This is a genomic window from Pseudoalteromonas sp. P1-30 (genome assembly GCF_001400005.1).
Lineage (GTDB): Bacteria > Pseudomonadota > Gammaproteobacteria > Enterobacterales > Alteromonadaceae > Pseudoalteromonas > Pseudoalteromonas atlantica.
Map to the genome: position 1 here is coordinate 52,697 of NZ_LKBC01000006.1, position 14,606 is coordinate 67,302.

The window sequence follows — 14,606 nt, forward strand, 5'->3', positions numbered from 1 at the left end:
ATGCATGAAAAAAATGCTTCACACTGCACTGGCTTTATCAGTCGCCCTTGCAATAGGTCAGCCGCACGCAAACGAAGAGCAAGAAAAGTGGCAGGTAGATTCACCAAAAGGTGAGTTTGTTGATGCCACCATTAGCACAGAGCAAGGCACATGGATGAACATTGACGTTAGTCCTGATGGCAACACGCTGGTGTTTGACTTACTTGGCGACATTTACACTATGCCTATAAGCGGAGGTGAAGCAACTAAACTCACCTCAGATATTGCTTGGCAAATGCAGCCTCGCTTTAGCCCTGATGGTAAACACATTGCGTTTACCTCAGATCAAGGCGGTGGTGATAATATTTGGGTTATGGACGTTGATGGTAGCAATCAACACGCTGTGACTAACGAAACCTTTAGACTTTTAAACAGCCCCGCATGGAGCCCTGATGGCGATTACCTTGTCGCACGCAAACACTTTACCGCTAGTCGCTCACTAGGGGCTGGAGAAGTGTGGCTTTATCACAAAGCGGGTGGTAAAGGTGTTCAGCTTACTAAACGTGAGAACGACCAAAAAGACTTAGGTGAGCCAATGTTCTCACCAGATGGCCGCTATGTTTATTTTTCTCATGACGCGACGCCAGGTAAAACTTTTCACTACTCTAAAGATTCTGTTGCCGGTATTTATAAAATTAAGCGCTACGATAGAGAAACAGGCGAAATAGAAACCATAATACAAGGCATGGGCGGTGCAATAAGACCCACACCTTCACCTGATGGTAAAAAGCTTGCCTATATAAGACGTGATGACTTTCAAACAAGCTTGTACTTATACGACCTAAGCAGTGGCGAGCACAGCAAGCTTTATGACAAGCTTGAACGCGATATGCAAGAAACCTGGGCTATTCATGGTGTGTATCCGACCATTGCGTGGACCCCAGATAACGAAGAACTGGTGTTTTGGGCTTCCGGTTCAATACATAAAATTGCTGTTGATGATAAAGCTGTTGCGCGTGTTCCCTTTAAAGTAAACACCAGTAAAAAAATACAAACCGCGGTACGCTTTACTCAAAATTTAGATACCGATGAGTTTGATGTAAAAATGTTGCGCAACGTTCAGGTTAGCCCTGATGGTGAAACTGCGATTTTTGAAGCATTAGGTTATATTTATAAACGCGATTTAGACTCTGGTAAAATTAAGCGCTTAACCAAACAAACTGATCATTATGAGCTGTTCCCGCAGTACTCCCGCGATGGTAAAAAGATTGTTTACACCACCTGGAGTGATACTAAGCAAGGTACTGTTCGCGTTGTCTCTGCTCGTAGCGGGCGCGGCGAGGCGATAGCCCGTGAGCCGGGTAAATACGTTGAGCCTACTTTTAGTCCTGACGGCAAAACAATCGTTTATCGTAAAGCCACCGGCGGAAGTATTTTAAATCCTAAGTGGTCACTTAACCCAGGTATTTATAAAGTAAGCGCAAAAGGGGGAGAGAGCGAGCTTATTTCTAAAAGTGGTTATCAACCTCAGTTTGGTAGCGCCAATGACCGTGTATTTATCATGAGCCCTTGGCCTAAGCCTACCTTAAGTGTTGTGGAGCTTGAAACTAAAAACGTTCGTAAACTTTACGAATCAGAGCATGCAACTGAATTTCGAGTCTCACCAGATGGTAAATACTTAGCGTTTGCTGAGCGCTTTAAAGTATTTGTTACCCCGCTGGTAGAAAGCGGATCACCTATCACAATAAGCCCTAAAGATAACCAGTTTCCTATTGAGCAGTTGTCTGTGCGTGCGGGTGAAAATATAAGTTGGAGTGCTCAAAGTAACACTCTCTACTGGAGCTTAGGGCCCGAGCTATACCATGCAAGCCTTGATGGTATGTTTGCTATTGATAAAGCCGATGATGCCGACTTTAAAGTAAAAAGCGGTGAGAATATTAGCTTTAGTAAAAAAATGGCTGCACCAAAGGGCATGATTGCGCTAAAGGGCGCCAACATTATTACCATGAAGGGTGAGCAAGTCATTGAAAATGGTGTCATCATCACAGACGGTAAACGCATAAAAGCAATAGGTACTGCTGATGAGGTAACGATCCCTAAAGGGGCTGAAATTATCGATGTAGCAGGTAAAACAATTATGCCTGGGATTGTTGATGCGCATGCCCATGGCTCACAAGCCAGCGATGAAATTATTCCTCAGCAAAACTGGAAAAACTATGCTGGTTTAGCGTTAGGTGTCACAACAATTCATGATCCATCAAACGATACCTCTGAAATATTTACCGCCAGTGAAATGCAAAAAGCCGGCATGATTGTCGGGCCACGTATTTTTTCTACCGGCACCATTTTATATGGAGCAAATATGCCTGGTTACACCTCGCATATTGATTCGCTAGATGATGCTAAATTTCATTTAGAGCGTCTTAAAAAGGTTGGGGCGTTTAGTGTTAAATCGTACAACCAGCCACGCCGTGAGCAGCGCCAACAAGTTATTGAAGCAGGGCGTGAGCTTGAGATGATGGTTGTGCCAGAGGGCGGCTCACTGCTACAACATAACTTAAGTATGGTTGTTGATGGGCATACGGGCATTGAACACTCAATTCCGGTTGAGCATATTTACGATGATATAAAACAATTATGGTCGCAAAGTGATGTTGGTTATACCCCAACGCTTGTTGTCGCCTATGGCGGAATTTGGGGAGAAAACTACTGGTACGATAAAACGGACGTGTGGAATCACCCGCGTTTAAGTAAGTTTGTGCCTAAAAATCAGCTGTTGCCACGTGCTATGCGCCGAGTAAAAGCGCCCGATCATCACTATAACCACTTTAATAACGCCCGCGTTGCTAAAGAGCTGCAAGATTTAGGTGTACTGGTAAATTTAGGTGCTCACGGACAACGCGAGGGCTTAGGTGCACATTGGGAAATGTGGATGTTTGCTCAAGGCGGTATGAGTTCACTTGAAGCAATTAGAGCCTCTACGCTTGACCCTGCTAAATACTTGGGGCTTGATAAAAATATAGGCTCGCTAGAAGTAGGTAAGCTTGCCGATTTAATTGTTATTGATGGCGATCCGCTGAAAAATATTCGCGATTCAGATAAAGTCGATTATACCATGATCAATGGGCGTTTATTTGATGCAAGCACAATGAACGAAGTGGGTAAAAAGCAGCGAAAACCACTTTATTTTGAAAAGCTATAATTGTAATACACGTTTAAAAAGCGGCTATTAGCCGCTTTTTTTAGCTCAAAATAAATTATTTAATAAAGCGAACTGATAGAAGGTGATAAACAGGCACAAAAAAACCGCTTAACGCGGCTTTTTTATTAATCACATGTTGTTTAAACAACACCGCGCGGTAAGCGACAGTCGTGATCTTTACTTGCAAGCTCAACAATCCAAAGCTCTTCAGCTGTGTAGCCGTCTTCGCTTTGTGTTACAACAGTAAACGGCGCTGTTTTTTGTGCTTTAACAGGCGCAGCAGCTTTAGTTTTAGTTTTTTTCGCAGGCGCTTTTTGCTCAGCTTGTGCAGGCGATTTGCCAGAGCTTAATTCTTTCGTTAGCTCTGCTACATCAGCTAGGCGTAAGTTTTTGCCACCATCGATGCTGTACCAGCCAGGTTTTGTAGTAATTTCAGGTTTTTTACCATTGGCAGCTTCATATGCAGCTTCAAAGGCAGATAAAACTTCTGTTTTGTCTAGTTTGCTCATCAGAGACCCTATACGTTGTGAACACAGATAAAGAAGCCGTATTTATACCTATTTTCAAACTGTTTTTCAATTTTTTGCGATTTTCCTTCCATTTTAGCCCCATAAACGCCAAAATTTGCACAAAATTCAGTGCTGAGTAAGGTAATAAGTATGCAACGTAGAGAATTTAACCAACTGTTAAACGACATTTTAAAGCCTCACACAATTAAAGATTTTTGTCCTAATGGGCTGCAAGTCGAAGGTAAAAATGAAATCAGAACGATTGTTACGGGGGTGACTGCAAGCCAAGCACTCATTGATGCAGCAATAGAAAAAAAAGCCGATGCTGTTTTGGTTCACCATGGTTATTTTTGGAAAGGTGAATCGCAACCTATTACAGGCATGAAAAAACGCCGTATTGGGGCTTTGTTAGCGCACGATATTAATTTATTTGCCTATCATTTACCGCTTGATATTCACCCTGTTATAGGTAACAACGCCCAACTTGCTAATTTACTTGATATTGAAATAGAGACAGGGCTTGAACCCGTTACTAATAGCGTTGCTATGAAAGGACGGTTAAAAACTCCGCTTACAGGTAGCGAGTTTGCAAATAAAATAGCCAAAGTTTTAAACCGCGAACCTTTAAGTAGTGTTGTACGCGATGAAAAAATTAACACCATTGCCCTGTGTACAGGAGGCGGGCAAGGTTATATCGATTTAGCAGTAGAGCAGGGGATTGATGCATACCTAACGGGTGAAGCCTCAGAGCAAACTATTCACAGCTCGCGAGAGCAAAATATAGACTTTTTTGCAGCAGGGCATCATGCAACCGAGCGTTACGGAATTAAAGCCCTTGGTGAGCTACTTGCCAAAGAACATGGTTTTGATGTGAGCTTTATAGATATAGATAACCCAGTATAAATTTATATATACTCTACAGCGCCTCTGGGTTTATCCAGCGGCGCATACTTATCCAAGCATTCCCAATCACTTCATGGGCATATTGCGTTACTACACGTAATGCTTCAGCATTTGGTATAAATTGTTTATACAAAGGTAAAGCCGCAAAATTGTGATAATCCGTAGCGGCAGGAATTACCTCAATGCCTTGGGCATTAAACAAGTTTATTGAGCGCGGCATATGTAGCACAGACGTAACCAGTGCAACCTTAAAATCAACGAGCTTAGGCGCGAGTAGTTTGGCTTCTGCGGCTGTATCCATTGCCTGTGGGTTTTGTTTTATGCGGTTTTTACTCACCCCTAAATTTATTGCTGTTTGGCTCATTAACGCGCTATTTGTTACTTTATTATAGCCACCACCAGATACGATAAGCGTTGCATTAGGGTATTTTTTTGCAAGCTTAACCCCTTCTACCAAGCGAGTAAGCGCACAGTTTCCTAGCTGATTATTAGCGCTTAAAGCGGGGTTAGGGTTTATGTCGCAACCCAGTACAACAATTTTATCAAGGGTTGGGTGTTTTAGTGCATTAAAAGCCAATGACGCGGGCTCATTGTTTTTAATCAGTTGATGCGCAGCAAACGGCGTACTTAATACTAAAAGCGCCAATAGACTTAAGCTTGCGATCACTAAAGCAGACTTACGTTCACGAAACGCCAAAACTAGCATTACAAACGCAAGTAAACCAAATAGTGGTAGCGGCATAATTAAGCCACCTAATAATTTTTTTAATTCAAACATAAAAAGCAACATAAAACACAATAGGCCTTATGTTACTTATTCGTTTGTGATTTATCGACCGTTATTTTGCTTACAGGTATTTAAGAAATGGCGATAAACGGGGTTGTCTTTCATGTCTTTTTTCATTGCTAGGTACATAGGGCGGGTTAGCCCTAGTGCACCAAGCGGGATAGATTTAATTAAACCTTGGCTTTCGTAAGGTGTTACCAACCAATCAGGCAGCGCTGCTACACCCATTCCTGCACTCACTAGCTGAAAAATTAATAAGCCTTGATCTACATTTTTTAAGGTGCCGTCAAAGCGGGCATTTTGAATAAAGTGTTTAAATATATCTTGTCGCTCGCGCGGAATAGGATACGAAATAATGGTTTCGTTTTTTAAATCAAGCGCCGTTACATATGCTTTTTTAGCTAGGTCGTGATCAGGGGCGACGATAAGCTTTAATTTAAAATCAAATAAGTGAGCGTATTCAAGTTTATCAGGATCGCGTATATCTGAGGTTAATACTAAGTCGAGCTCATCATTGAGTAAATCTGGTATAGCGTCGTAGCTAAAGCCGCGTTCGTAGTCAATTTTAATGTCTGGCCAAAAATTATTAAATTCTTTAATAGTTGGCAGCAGCCAATGAAAACATGCATGGCATTCAACACTTAAGCGCAGTTGGGAAATAGGTTGATTAAGGCTTTCTTTTAAACGGCACTTAGTGGCTTCTACTTTAGGTAAAACTTCGTTGGCAAGTTCGAGTAATAGCATTCCTTGTGGCGTAAAGCGCACAGGTTGCGTTTTTCTTTCAAATAATTGGCAGTCTAATTTGTTTTCTAAGTCTTTAATTTGATGAGATAAAGCTGATTGCGTTAAAAATAATTCGCGGGCTGTATTAACTAACGATCCGGTGTCTTTTAATGTCGCAATAGTTTTTAGGTGTTTTATATCAATCATCTTTAATAATTCTCAAGGGAAAAGTGAGTTTGGCTCAGATTGACTACATACTACGCCTTTACAAAAAACGTTTCAACGTCTAGATGGCTAAAATAATCGATTAATTACTAAAATAACCCCTTAAAGTTAAATTAACTAATGTGGGTACTTTAGTTGCTACTGGTTTGATGAGTTTGGCATGAGTTTAGCTCAAGTTGTTTTGTTGGGTTATGCAGCGGCTGTTAAAAGCGCGTTATGGGCAGGGCAGCTTAATAGATGGCATTGGTTTTTAAGAGGGGTAAGTAATTATAACAACACGTAATAACAGGTCTGTTTTTAATGGGCTAAAGCTTAAACAGTAATAATATGTTTTATTGCTTTAAAACTTGAGCGCTTAAATAAACGAATGGGTATTACGGGGCTTACTTTTTACACCTTTTTGGTTGTGAAAAAGTAAGCCTTTGGATAACAGCTACTACAGGGGTTTGTGGATAAGTTTAATGGCGTGTTGTGCTGTAACTGGTTTTGACTTTAAAAAGCCTTGCCCGTAATTACATTGAGTGGCTTGTAAAATATTTAGTTGCTCTTGGGTTTCTATTCCCTCAGCCACAACTTCAAAGTTTAGTGATTGCGCTAATGAGAGAATGGCCTCTACTAACGGGTTATTGGTTTTGTTGAGGTGATCGATAAAGCTTTTATCTATTTTTAAAATATGAATAGGTAATTGGTGTAAGTAACCAAGTGCTGAGTATCCAGTACCAAAGTCATCCAAGCATAACTTCACTTTAAGTGGGGCAAGCCCTTCTATTATTTGGGTTGCTAAATCAAGGTTAGCAATAAGCCCTGATTCAGTGATTTCTAGACACAACGACCCTAAAGGCAGTTGGTATTTATTATACAATGCGTGAACTTGGGCAACAAAGTCGAGGCTGGCAAAATGACGCGATGACACATTGACCGTTACTTTTAAAAAGCGATGCCCTAATGTGTGCCAGTGCGCAATATGTTGGGCTGCGAGGTCAAGCAAGTGCAAATCGAGGTTAATAATTTGCCCGGTGGTTTCGGCTATCGGAATAAACTCATTTGGTGGCACAAACCCTTTTTTAGGATGGTGCCATCTCACTAATGCTTCAAAGCCGACAACTTCGCTTGTCGCTATAGTAAAAATAGGTTGAAAATAAAGCTCAAATTCGTTGTGTTCAATGCCGTGTTGTAAGTCGTTTTCTATATCGGCATGTGTTTTGAGCTTTTTACGCATGGTGTTATTAAAAAACTTAACTTGGCCACGCCCGCTTGATTTAGCTTCGTACATGGCGGCATCGGCTTGTTGTAACAACAAATAGGCTTTATCGTCGCTGCTTTCACTAAAGGCGATGCCAATGCTGGTTGATGCTTGCAATAAATGACTATCCACATTAAGTGGCTTAGCAAGGGCTGTGTTTATTCGTTTTAGCGCTTCGCTAACCTGGTTTCGGTGTGTGATGTTTTCCATAAAAATAGCAAATTCGTCGCCACCAAGGCGTGCAAACGTATCAGTGTTTCTGACGGTGCCTTTTATGAGCTCACAAATTTTAATTAAAAAATGGTCGCCAACCTCATGGCCAAGCGAATCATTGATACTTTTAAATCGATCAAAATCTAAATAAAGCAAGGCATGGCTCGTGCCTTTTTTAACACGCGATAAACGCAAAATTGCATGTTTAATACGCTCAATAAGTAACGAGCGATTAGCTAGGCCTGTTAGCTCATCATGCAATGCTTTGTGTTCAAGCTCTTGCCTTGCAAGCTGCCTATCTATGGCCATACTAATTTGCCTACTTACGTAGGTTAAAAGGGCGCTGTCGTGTTCGTTGTAATGCAGCTTTTTATCGTAACTTTGAACAACAATTACACCGCTTATTCTATCATTTGCTTTAAAAGGCACACCTAGCCAGGATTCAGAAAGACGGCCAACAAGTTTAAAGTCGCCGTTATTTATATGTTGCTGATAATCATTTTGATTTAATAGCAGTACACGGTCTGATTTCAGTAGGTAATACGAAGCTGTGTCTTTTAATTGCTCTTTTGATATTTTTTTGTGGGCGTGCGTTTGAATGCCTTCTTCAACGATGTAAACCAAATCGAGTATGTCTACTTGCTTATCGTAAAGGGCAATAAAAAAGTTATCTGCAGGAAGTAAGCTATTTATTATGCTGTGAAGAGCTTCAAAAAAGGTATCTAGGTTACTGGCTTTATACGTTAAATTAGCGATTTGCAGTAAGCTGTTTTCAAGCTTTTGTGCATCATTTAACTGTTTTACTGTGTGCGTTAAGCTATTGACCGTGTTTACTTGGTTTAGCTTAGCACTTAATAAATGCGCAACCGTGGTTAATATTTCTAGATGGGCGTTTGTGAAGTAGTTTTTTATTGGATGTTCACAATCAATAACCCCTAAAACATGATCCTTGTATATAAGTGGCACACATAACTCTGATTGAGCAGGGCGCTCATCAGCAATGTAGCGAGGGTCTTGTGTTACATCGCCAATAATAATAGCTGTGCCTGTACGGGCGACATAACCGGTTATACCTTCGTTAAAGCCAATAATTTTACGCTCTGCTTGGTATTCGTCTCTGGCGTGGGTTATGCCCATAGAAGCGACTTGATTTAGCTGTAAACGTGTTTCATCAGCCAGGTAAATAACACAATCAACAAACCCAAGGCGGTTTACTACTTGAGTGGTTACATACTCAAATAACTCTTCTAGGGTATCGAGTTGTAATAAGCTTGAGGAAAACTGATTTATTATGCTCAGCTGTTCAGTTTTAACTTCGAGCGCTTTATAGGTATCGATATGATTCGACATAGGGTAATTTTATTCTTTTTATTTGTATTAGCACCGATAAGTTAACCCAAATTTAAAGCATGTTCAAAATAAAACGCTTAAACGGGTGTAATCGTCGTTAAACTTAAACCCAATAGTATTTTGCAGCACTCATAAAGGGGAATAGTTTAGATAACACTTTACTAGATCTTTCCATATGCCTATGATCGGATAAATTCAGCCGTGGAAAAAAGTAATGAGCATTAATACCGATTCAAAAAACACATTAACCATAACTCGTCCTGATGATTGGCATGTCCATTTACGTGATGGTGAGCAACTCAAAGATACAGTACGCGATATTAGCCGCTACATGGGCCGCGCCATCATAATGCCAAACCTTGTACCGCCAGCAACGAGCACTGATTTAGCGCTAGCTTATCGAGAGCGAATTATGGCAGCGGGGCCGCAGGGCAACTTTGAACCCTTAATGGTGCTTTACCTAACCGATAAAACCACACCTGAAGAAATTAAAAAAGCCAAAGCAACGGGTAAAATTGTTGCTGCTAAGTTGTACCCAGCAGGGGCAACCACTAACTCAGACTCTGGGGTTACATCAGTAAAGAATATTTACCCTGTATTAGAAGCGATGCAAGACGTGGGCATGCTGTTATTAGTGCACGGTGAAGTGACTGATCCATCAATAGATATTTTTGACCGTGAAAAAGTATTTTTAGAGACGATTTTAGGCGATGTTGTCGCTGATTTTCCAAATCTGAAAATAGTGCTTGAACACATTACGACAAAAGACGCCGTTGATTTTGTAACAGCCGCGCCGCAAAATGTGGCGGCAACTATTACCGCGCATCACTTATTGTATAACCGTAATCACATGTTAGCTGGTGGCATACGTCCGCATTATTACTGTTTACCTATTTTAAAGCGCAATATTCATCAACAAGCATTAATGGCGGCAGCTATAAGTGGAAATAAAAAGTTCTTTTTAGGGACTGACTCAGCACCACATTATAAAGATAAAAAGGAAGCGGCATGCGGTTGTGCTGGCGCCTATACAGCACATGCTGCGATTGAACTTTACGCCGAAGCCTTTGAAGAGGCAGGCGCACTGGACAAACTAGAGGGCTTTGCAAGCCATTTTGGGCCTGACTTTTACGGACTTGCCCGTAACACCGATACAATTACCCTAGAGAAAAGCCCTTGGCAAGTTCCCGCAAGTTACACGCTTGGTGACTCACAAGTTGTGCCTATTAAAGCAGAAGCTACGATTGACTGGCAGGTTAAGTAAAGTGTATTAAATTAGCATTGTATTAAAGCCGTATAGCTTGCTGTACGGCTTTTTATTTGCTTGAAATTCAACCTTCACGCGAGTTTTAACGCTCTTTACGAGGTACTTTATTTGTTAAGCTAAGCTGTTATACATGAATTGTTACAATTACGAGCAAAAAAGCTACCGTTTTTTGTTCAATTTTAGCTTTAAAAATAACCACTTACATATAATGCTTTATTTATTTTTGTTCTGAGTAAATAAATCTTAATTAATAGAGCCAAAAAAAAATTAATGTGTTAACCTTAACTTGCTTTGAGTTTTTGCGTATTGAATTTACGGATATTGTGCTGCGTTTAAGGTTACCGGTTAGGTTAAAACTTGTTCCTGTACTATACCTCCAGAATTTTGGGCACTGACTCAGGGAGGATATAGCCATAATAATATGGCTGAATTTTAATTATTGACTTACAGGAAAATTTAGTATGTCGGTTACTGGTAAAGTAAAATTTTTCAACGAAGCTAAAGGCTTTGGTTTCATTGAACAAGAAAATGGTCCTGACGTGTTTGTACATTTCAGCGCAATCACTGGTTCTGGTTTTCGCACTCTTAGCGAAGGTCAAGCAGTGACTTTCAGCATCAAACAAGGTCAAAAAGGCCCTGAAGCTGAGAACGTAGAAGTAGCATAATTTTAATTATGTGAACCTTAGTTCATCTTGGTGAAGCAGTTTTCTGTTTCACCATAATTCCTCAAAATCTTCCTCATTGTTTTTATACTCTCTAATATTGTTTGTTCACTCCCTAATACAGTCAAACGTTAAAATTTACTTCTCGCTATAGCTTCAAACACGTTTAACATATTTGCCATTTAAATAGTTAAAAACCCTATTTAATAGCAACGCCACTTCAATACACTAACAGCTCATAATCTGCATACTTTCACCAAGGTTAAACAATACATTTACCACACGCATAGTGTGTATTAAAAAACCGTGTAATTAACTGAGTGTTTTACTGGCTTTAATAAGGCTTAACTTGGGCTTAGCAAAGTTAAAGCCATTAACTTAAATGCAGTAATATTTATACATCATCTCAAAACCACTTTCGAATTGTTGTATTTTTATACGATGAAGCGCAGGATTTGTAAGTTAAGATGTGTTTTTAGCCTAATTTAACCAAATCTAGTTCATCAAATTGTCACATTTTTATTATTTTTGTTTTTTTTTAAGGTGCAATTCAGTTTTGTTTAGATGTTGCATTTTTGTTTCATGTAAGTGTCTAATTTTTAACTAGTGTTTAATTTTAAAGGGGCTATATAATGCTAAAACGCCTTAATGCTGGTTGCATTTATGTTAACAGTATTTTTTGTAATACTTTAGTTTTAGCTTTTTCAAGGTATTTATTTACTTAGAATAGCTAACATCAAGTTGACAGGGCGTATTGCATTTAGCATTATTGGAGGGTTGATATCTATTAAAAGATATCAGGGTTGTCATCCTTAATAAGGTTGATAATTAAATTATAAAAGTAACATTACTTAATTGGTTGGGAACTATGTCTGTTAAAATCAGAAAGAGTCTTGTAGCATCTGCGTTGGTTGGCGCTTTTGCATTTGCAAGCAGCAATGTGATTGCAGATCCTTTGAATGACGTGCAAAAAGCAGGTCAGCAAATTCAAAAGGCTGCTGTTAAGTCTCAAACTAAAATTGACAACGTATACGGTCAAACTCAAGAGCTAATCGCTGAGTACCGTAGTATTGTTGATGAGACTGAACTTATGAAAGTGTACAACGATCACGTAGCACGTTTGGTCGCTGACCAAAATGCGTCAATCGAATCGTTTGACCGTCAAATCGCTACTATCGACAACACTAAACAAAACGTTGTGCCTTTGATGTATCGCATGATCGATACGCTTGAGCAATTCATCAAAGCGGACGTTCCGTTCAATCTTGATTCTCGTCTAGCTCGTGTAGAAAGACTTCGTGAAATCATGGCTTCTGCGTCTGTAACGACGTCTGAGAAATTCCGCCAAGTTCTTGAAGCATACACAGTTGAAACTGCTTACAGCTCGGCTGTAACCGCTTCTCAAGGTACTTTAGAAGTTGATGGTAAAAACATTAACGTTGATATCGGTCGTTTAGGTCGTATCACTTACGTAGCACAATCTTTTGACTTAAAACACGCTTGGGTGTGGGACAACAACACTAAAGAGTGGAAAGAATTAGGTGAAGAATACCTAAAACCAGTTAAAGAAGTGATTCGTATGGCGCGTAAGCAAGCGACACTAGAACTTGTTAAACTACCAATCTTTGGCGCGGAGTAATCGAATAATGAAGAAACTATTTAAAGGTTTTGCTGTTGCAGCAGTACTATCTGTTTCTGCAGGTACCGCGCTTAATGCACATGCAAATACTGATGCTTTAGATAAAATTCTTGAGCAAGTAAAGCAAGAACGTATCTCTGAAGGTAAAATCAATAAGCAACGTGAGCAAGAGTTCTTATCAGAACGTGCTGACAAGCAAGCATTACTTAACAAAGCAAAAAGCCAATTAGCGTCTGAAAAAGCACGCGGTGACAGCTTAGCTAAGCAATATGCACAAAACGAAAATACATTAGCTGAAAAAGAGCAAGCGCTTCAAAACGCACAAGGTACTCTTGGTGAAATGTTTGGTGTTGTACGTCGTGCAGCGCAAGACGCTATCGGTTCTATCGAAGCTTCACTAGTAAGTGCTGAAAAGCCAGGCCGTGCAGAAGTACTTCGTTCATTAGCAGCAGCTAAAGAACTTCCAACAGTTCGTGAACTTGAAGAACTTTGGATTGCACTTCAAACAGAAATGACTGAGTCAGCAAAAGTTTCTACTTTTGAAACTGAAGTGTCAGGTCTTGACGGTAACTCTACAGTTAAGCAAGTAACACGTATCGGTAACTTTAACTTAGTTACTGACGAAGGTTACTTAATCTACTCGCCAGAGACAAAATCTATTCAGCCTTTAGGTAAACAACCTGATAGCTACATTTTAGATGGTATCTCTGCTCTTGAAGGTACTTCTTCTGACAATTACGCTGGCGTATACATTGACCCGACTCGTGGTGCAATCTTACGTATCAACACGCAGAAGAAAACGCTTATGGAATACTACGAGCAAGGTGCTGAAGTTGGTTACATCATCACAGTTTTATTAGCTGTTGGTCTACTAATCTTCTTAGTACGTTTCGTTGACTTAGCGCTTACTACTTCTAAGATCAAGTCTCAGCTTAAAAACTTGTCTACACCGAATACAAACAACCCACTGGGTCGTATTCTTAAAGTGTACCATGACAACAAGAGCCAAGACGTTGAAAACCTTGAGCTTAAACTTGATGAAGCTATCTTACGTGAAACGCCACGTGTTGAAGCTGGCATCAACATCATCAAGATTCTTGCTGCAATCGCACCGTTACTTGGTCTACTAGGTACAGTAATCGGTATGATCTTAACGTTCCAAACAATCACATTGTTCGGTACGGGCGATCCGAAGATCATGGCTGGTAACATCTCTCTAGCTCTTGTAACTACAGCGCTAGGTCTAATTGCTGCACTACCACTTATCCTACTTCATTCAATTGTTGCAGGTCGTAGTAAGTCAGTATTACATATCCTTGATGAGCAAAGCGCGGGTATCGTTGCTACTCACGCGGAGAAGGAGAAAGCCTAATGCTAGTCCTGATGGAGATATGGGAATCTATCAGGGATTTTGTTGGCACAGGCGGCCAGGTATTATACGTGGTCGCGATAGCACTCTTTCTTATGTGGGTTTTAATGATTGAGCGCTATTGGTTCCTACTTGCTGAATTTCCTCGTTTAACGAAGGATATTGTAGCAAAGTGGGATGCCCGCCAAGACACTACGTCTTGGTACGCACACAGAATCCGTGAAGCATGGATTTCTGAAGCGTCTGAAAAATTAGATCAGCGTATGTTGTTGATTAAAACATTAGTAGCTGTTTGTCCTTTAATAGGCTTACTTGGAACTGTAACGGGTATGATCGCGGTTTTCGAAACCATGGCAACCCAAGGTACTGGTAATGCACGTTTAATGGCATCAGGTATTTCAATGGCAACAATCCCAACAATGGCTGGAATGGTTGCGGCACTATCTGGAGTTTTCTTTAGCTCACGCCTTGAGGCAAGAGCGAGAATGGTGAAAGCCAAACTTGTAGATAGCATGCCTCATCACTAGAGAGAGAA

11 protein-coding genes are annotated in these 14,606 nt (G+C 40.3%); 7 read left to right on the forward strand and 4 right to left on the reverse strand.

The genetic code is table 11. The features are described 5' to 3' along the window. The first annotated feature begins 4 nt into the window (after positions 1–4). Positions 5–3,181: an amidohydrolase family protein gene (locus tag AN395_RS11580; protein ID WP_054983090.1), complete on the forward strand. Its 3,177-nt coding sequence runs from the start codon at positions 5–7 to the stop codon at positions 3,179–3,181. A gap of 140 nt (positions 3,182–3,321) precedes the next feature. On the opposite strand, the gene AN395_RS11585 is transcribed toward AN395_RS11580, so the two are convergent. Continuing rightward, entirely contained in the window at positions 3,322–3,690 is a 369-nt protein-coding gene (locus AN395_RS11585) for a hypothetical protein (RefSeq protein ID WP_004588144.1), read from the reverse strand. Positions 3,691–3,840: 150 nt separating this feature from the next. Between AN395_RS11585 and AN395_RS11590 the strand changes: the two genes are divergently transcribed. Then, on the forward strand, positions 3,841–4,593 hold the full coding sequence (locus AN395_RS11590; RefSeq protein WP_054983091.1) for a Nif3-like dinuclear metal center hexameric protein: 753 nt from the start codon (positions 3,841–3,843) through the stop codon (positions 4,591–4,593). Between the two features lie 13 nt (positions 4,594–4,606). On the opposite strand, the gene AN395_RS11595 is transcribed toward AN395_RS11590, so the two are convergent. The 3 genes from AN395_RS11595 to AN395_RS11605 all read right to left on the reverse strand — a co-directional run bounded on the left by AN395_RS11595 (position 4,607) and on the right by AN395_RS11605 (position 9,134). Next, on the reverse strand, positions 4,607–5,371 hold the full coding sequence (locus tag AN395_RS11595; RefSeq protein WP_235576572.1) for a YdcF family protein: 765 nt from the start codon (positions 5,369–5,371) through the stop codon (positions 4,607–4,609). A 51-nt stretch (positions 5,372–5,422) separates the two neighbouring features. After that, on the reverse strand, positions 5,423–6,310 hold the full coding sequence (locus AN395_RS11600; RefSeq protein ID WP_004588141.1) for a LysR substrate-binding domain-containing protein: 888 nt from the start codon (positions 6,308–6,310) through the stop codon (positions 5,423–5,425). Between the two features lie 454 nt (positions 6,311–6,764). Continuing rightward, the gene (locus AN395_RS11605) at positions 6,765–9,134 is read right to left on the reverse strand and encodes a GGDEF domain-containing protein (protein ID WP_054983093.1); all 2,370 of its coding nucleotides are present in this window, start codon (positions 9,132–9,134) and stop codon (positions 6,765–6,767) included. Between the two features lie 214 nt (positions 9,135–9,348). On the opposite strand from AN395_RS11605, the gene pyrC reads away from it, so the two are divergent. From pyrC to AN395_RS11630, 5 genes are all read left to right on the forward strand, one after another. Next, positions 9,349–10,398 carry a dihydroorotase gene (gene pyrC, locus AN395_RS11610; RefSeq protein WP_054983094.1) on the forward strand — a complete coding sequence of 350 codons (1,050 nt, stop codon included), beginning with the start codon at positions 9,349–9,351 and terminating at the stop codon, positions 10,396–10,398. A gap of 464 nt (positions 10,399–10,862) precedes the next feature. Next, the gene (locus AN395_RS11615; RefSeq protein WP_004588138.1) at positions 10,863–11,066 is read left to right on the forward strand and encodes a cold-shock protein; all 204 of its coding nucleotides are present in this window, start codon (positions 10,863–10,865) and stop codon (positions 11,064–11,066) included. Between the two features lie 865 nt (positions 11,067–11,931). After that, positions 11,932–12,702 (forward strand): DUF3450 domain-containing protein, encoded by a 771-nt coding sequence (locus tag AN395_RS11620; RefSeq protein ID WP_004588137.1) that lies wholly within the window; start codon positions 11,932–11,934, stop codon positions 12,700–12,702. Positions 12,703–12,709: 7 nt separating this feature from the next. Beyond that, complete coding sequence (locus AN395_RS11625) at positions 12,710–14,074, forward strand: MotA/TolQ/ExbB proton channel family protein (protein ID WP_004588136.1); 1,365 nt, start codon at positions 12,710–12,712, stop codon at positions 14,072–14,074. After that, complete coding sequence (locus tag AN395_RS11630; protein ID WP_004588135.1) at positions 14,074–14,598, forward strand: MotA/TolQ/ExbB proton channel family protein; 525 nt, start codon at positions 14,074–14,076, stop codon at positions 14,596–14,598. The genes AN395_RS11625 and AN395_RS11630 overlap by 1 nt, the downstream gene beginning before the upstream one ends. Positions 14,599–14,606: the final 8 nt, after the last annotated feature.

Coding starts and splice junctions, on each gene's coding strand:
- AN395_RS11580 (WP_054983090.1), top strand. CDS start 5: ATGAAAAAAATGCTTCACACTGCACTGGCTTTATCAGTCGCCCTTGCA.
- AN395_RS11585 (WP_004588144.1), bottom strand. CDS start 3,690: ATGAGCAAACTAGACAAAACAGAAGTTTTATCTGCCTTTGAAGCTGCA.
- AN395_RS11590 (WP_054983091.1), top strand. CDS start 3,841: ATGCAACGTAGAGAATTTAACCAACTGTTAAACGACATTTTAAAGCCT.
- AN395_RS11595 (WP_235576572.1), bottom strand. CDS start 5,371: ATGTTTGAATTAAAAAAATTATTAGGTGGCTTAATTATGCCGCTACCA.
- AN395_RS11600 (WP_004588141.1), bottom strand. CDS start 6,310: ATGATTGATATAAAACACCTAAAAACTATTGCGACATTAAAAGACACC.
- AN395_RS11605 (WP_054983093.1), bottom strand. CDS start 9,134: ATGTCGAATCATATCGATACCTATAAAGCGCTCGAAGTTAAAACTGAA.
- pyrC (WP_054983094.1), top strand. CDS start 9,349: ATGAGCATTAATACCGATTCAAAAAACACATTAACCATAACTCGTCCT.
- AN395_RS11615 (WP_004588138.1), top strand. CDS start 10,863: ATGTCGGTTACTGGTAAAGTAAAATTTTTCAACGAAGCTAAAGGCTTT.
- AN395_RS11620 (WP_004588137.1), top strand. CDS start 11,932: ATGTCTGTTAAAATCAGAAAGAGTCTTGTAGCATCTGCGTTGGTTGGC.
- AN395_RS11625 (WP_004588136.1), top strand. CDS start 12,710: ATGAAGAAACTATTTAAAGGTTTTGCTGTTGCAGCAGTACTATCTGTT.
- AN395_RS11630 (WP_004588135.1), top strand. CDS start 14,074: ATGCTAGTCCTGATGGAGATATGGGAATCTATCAGGGATTTTGTTGGC.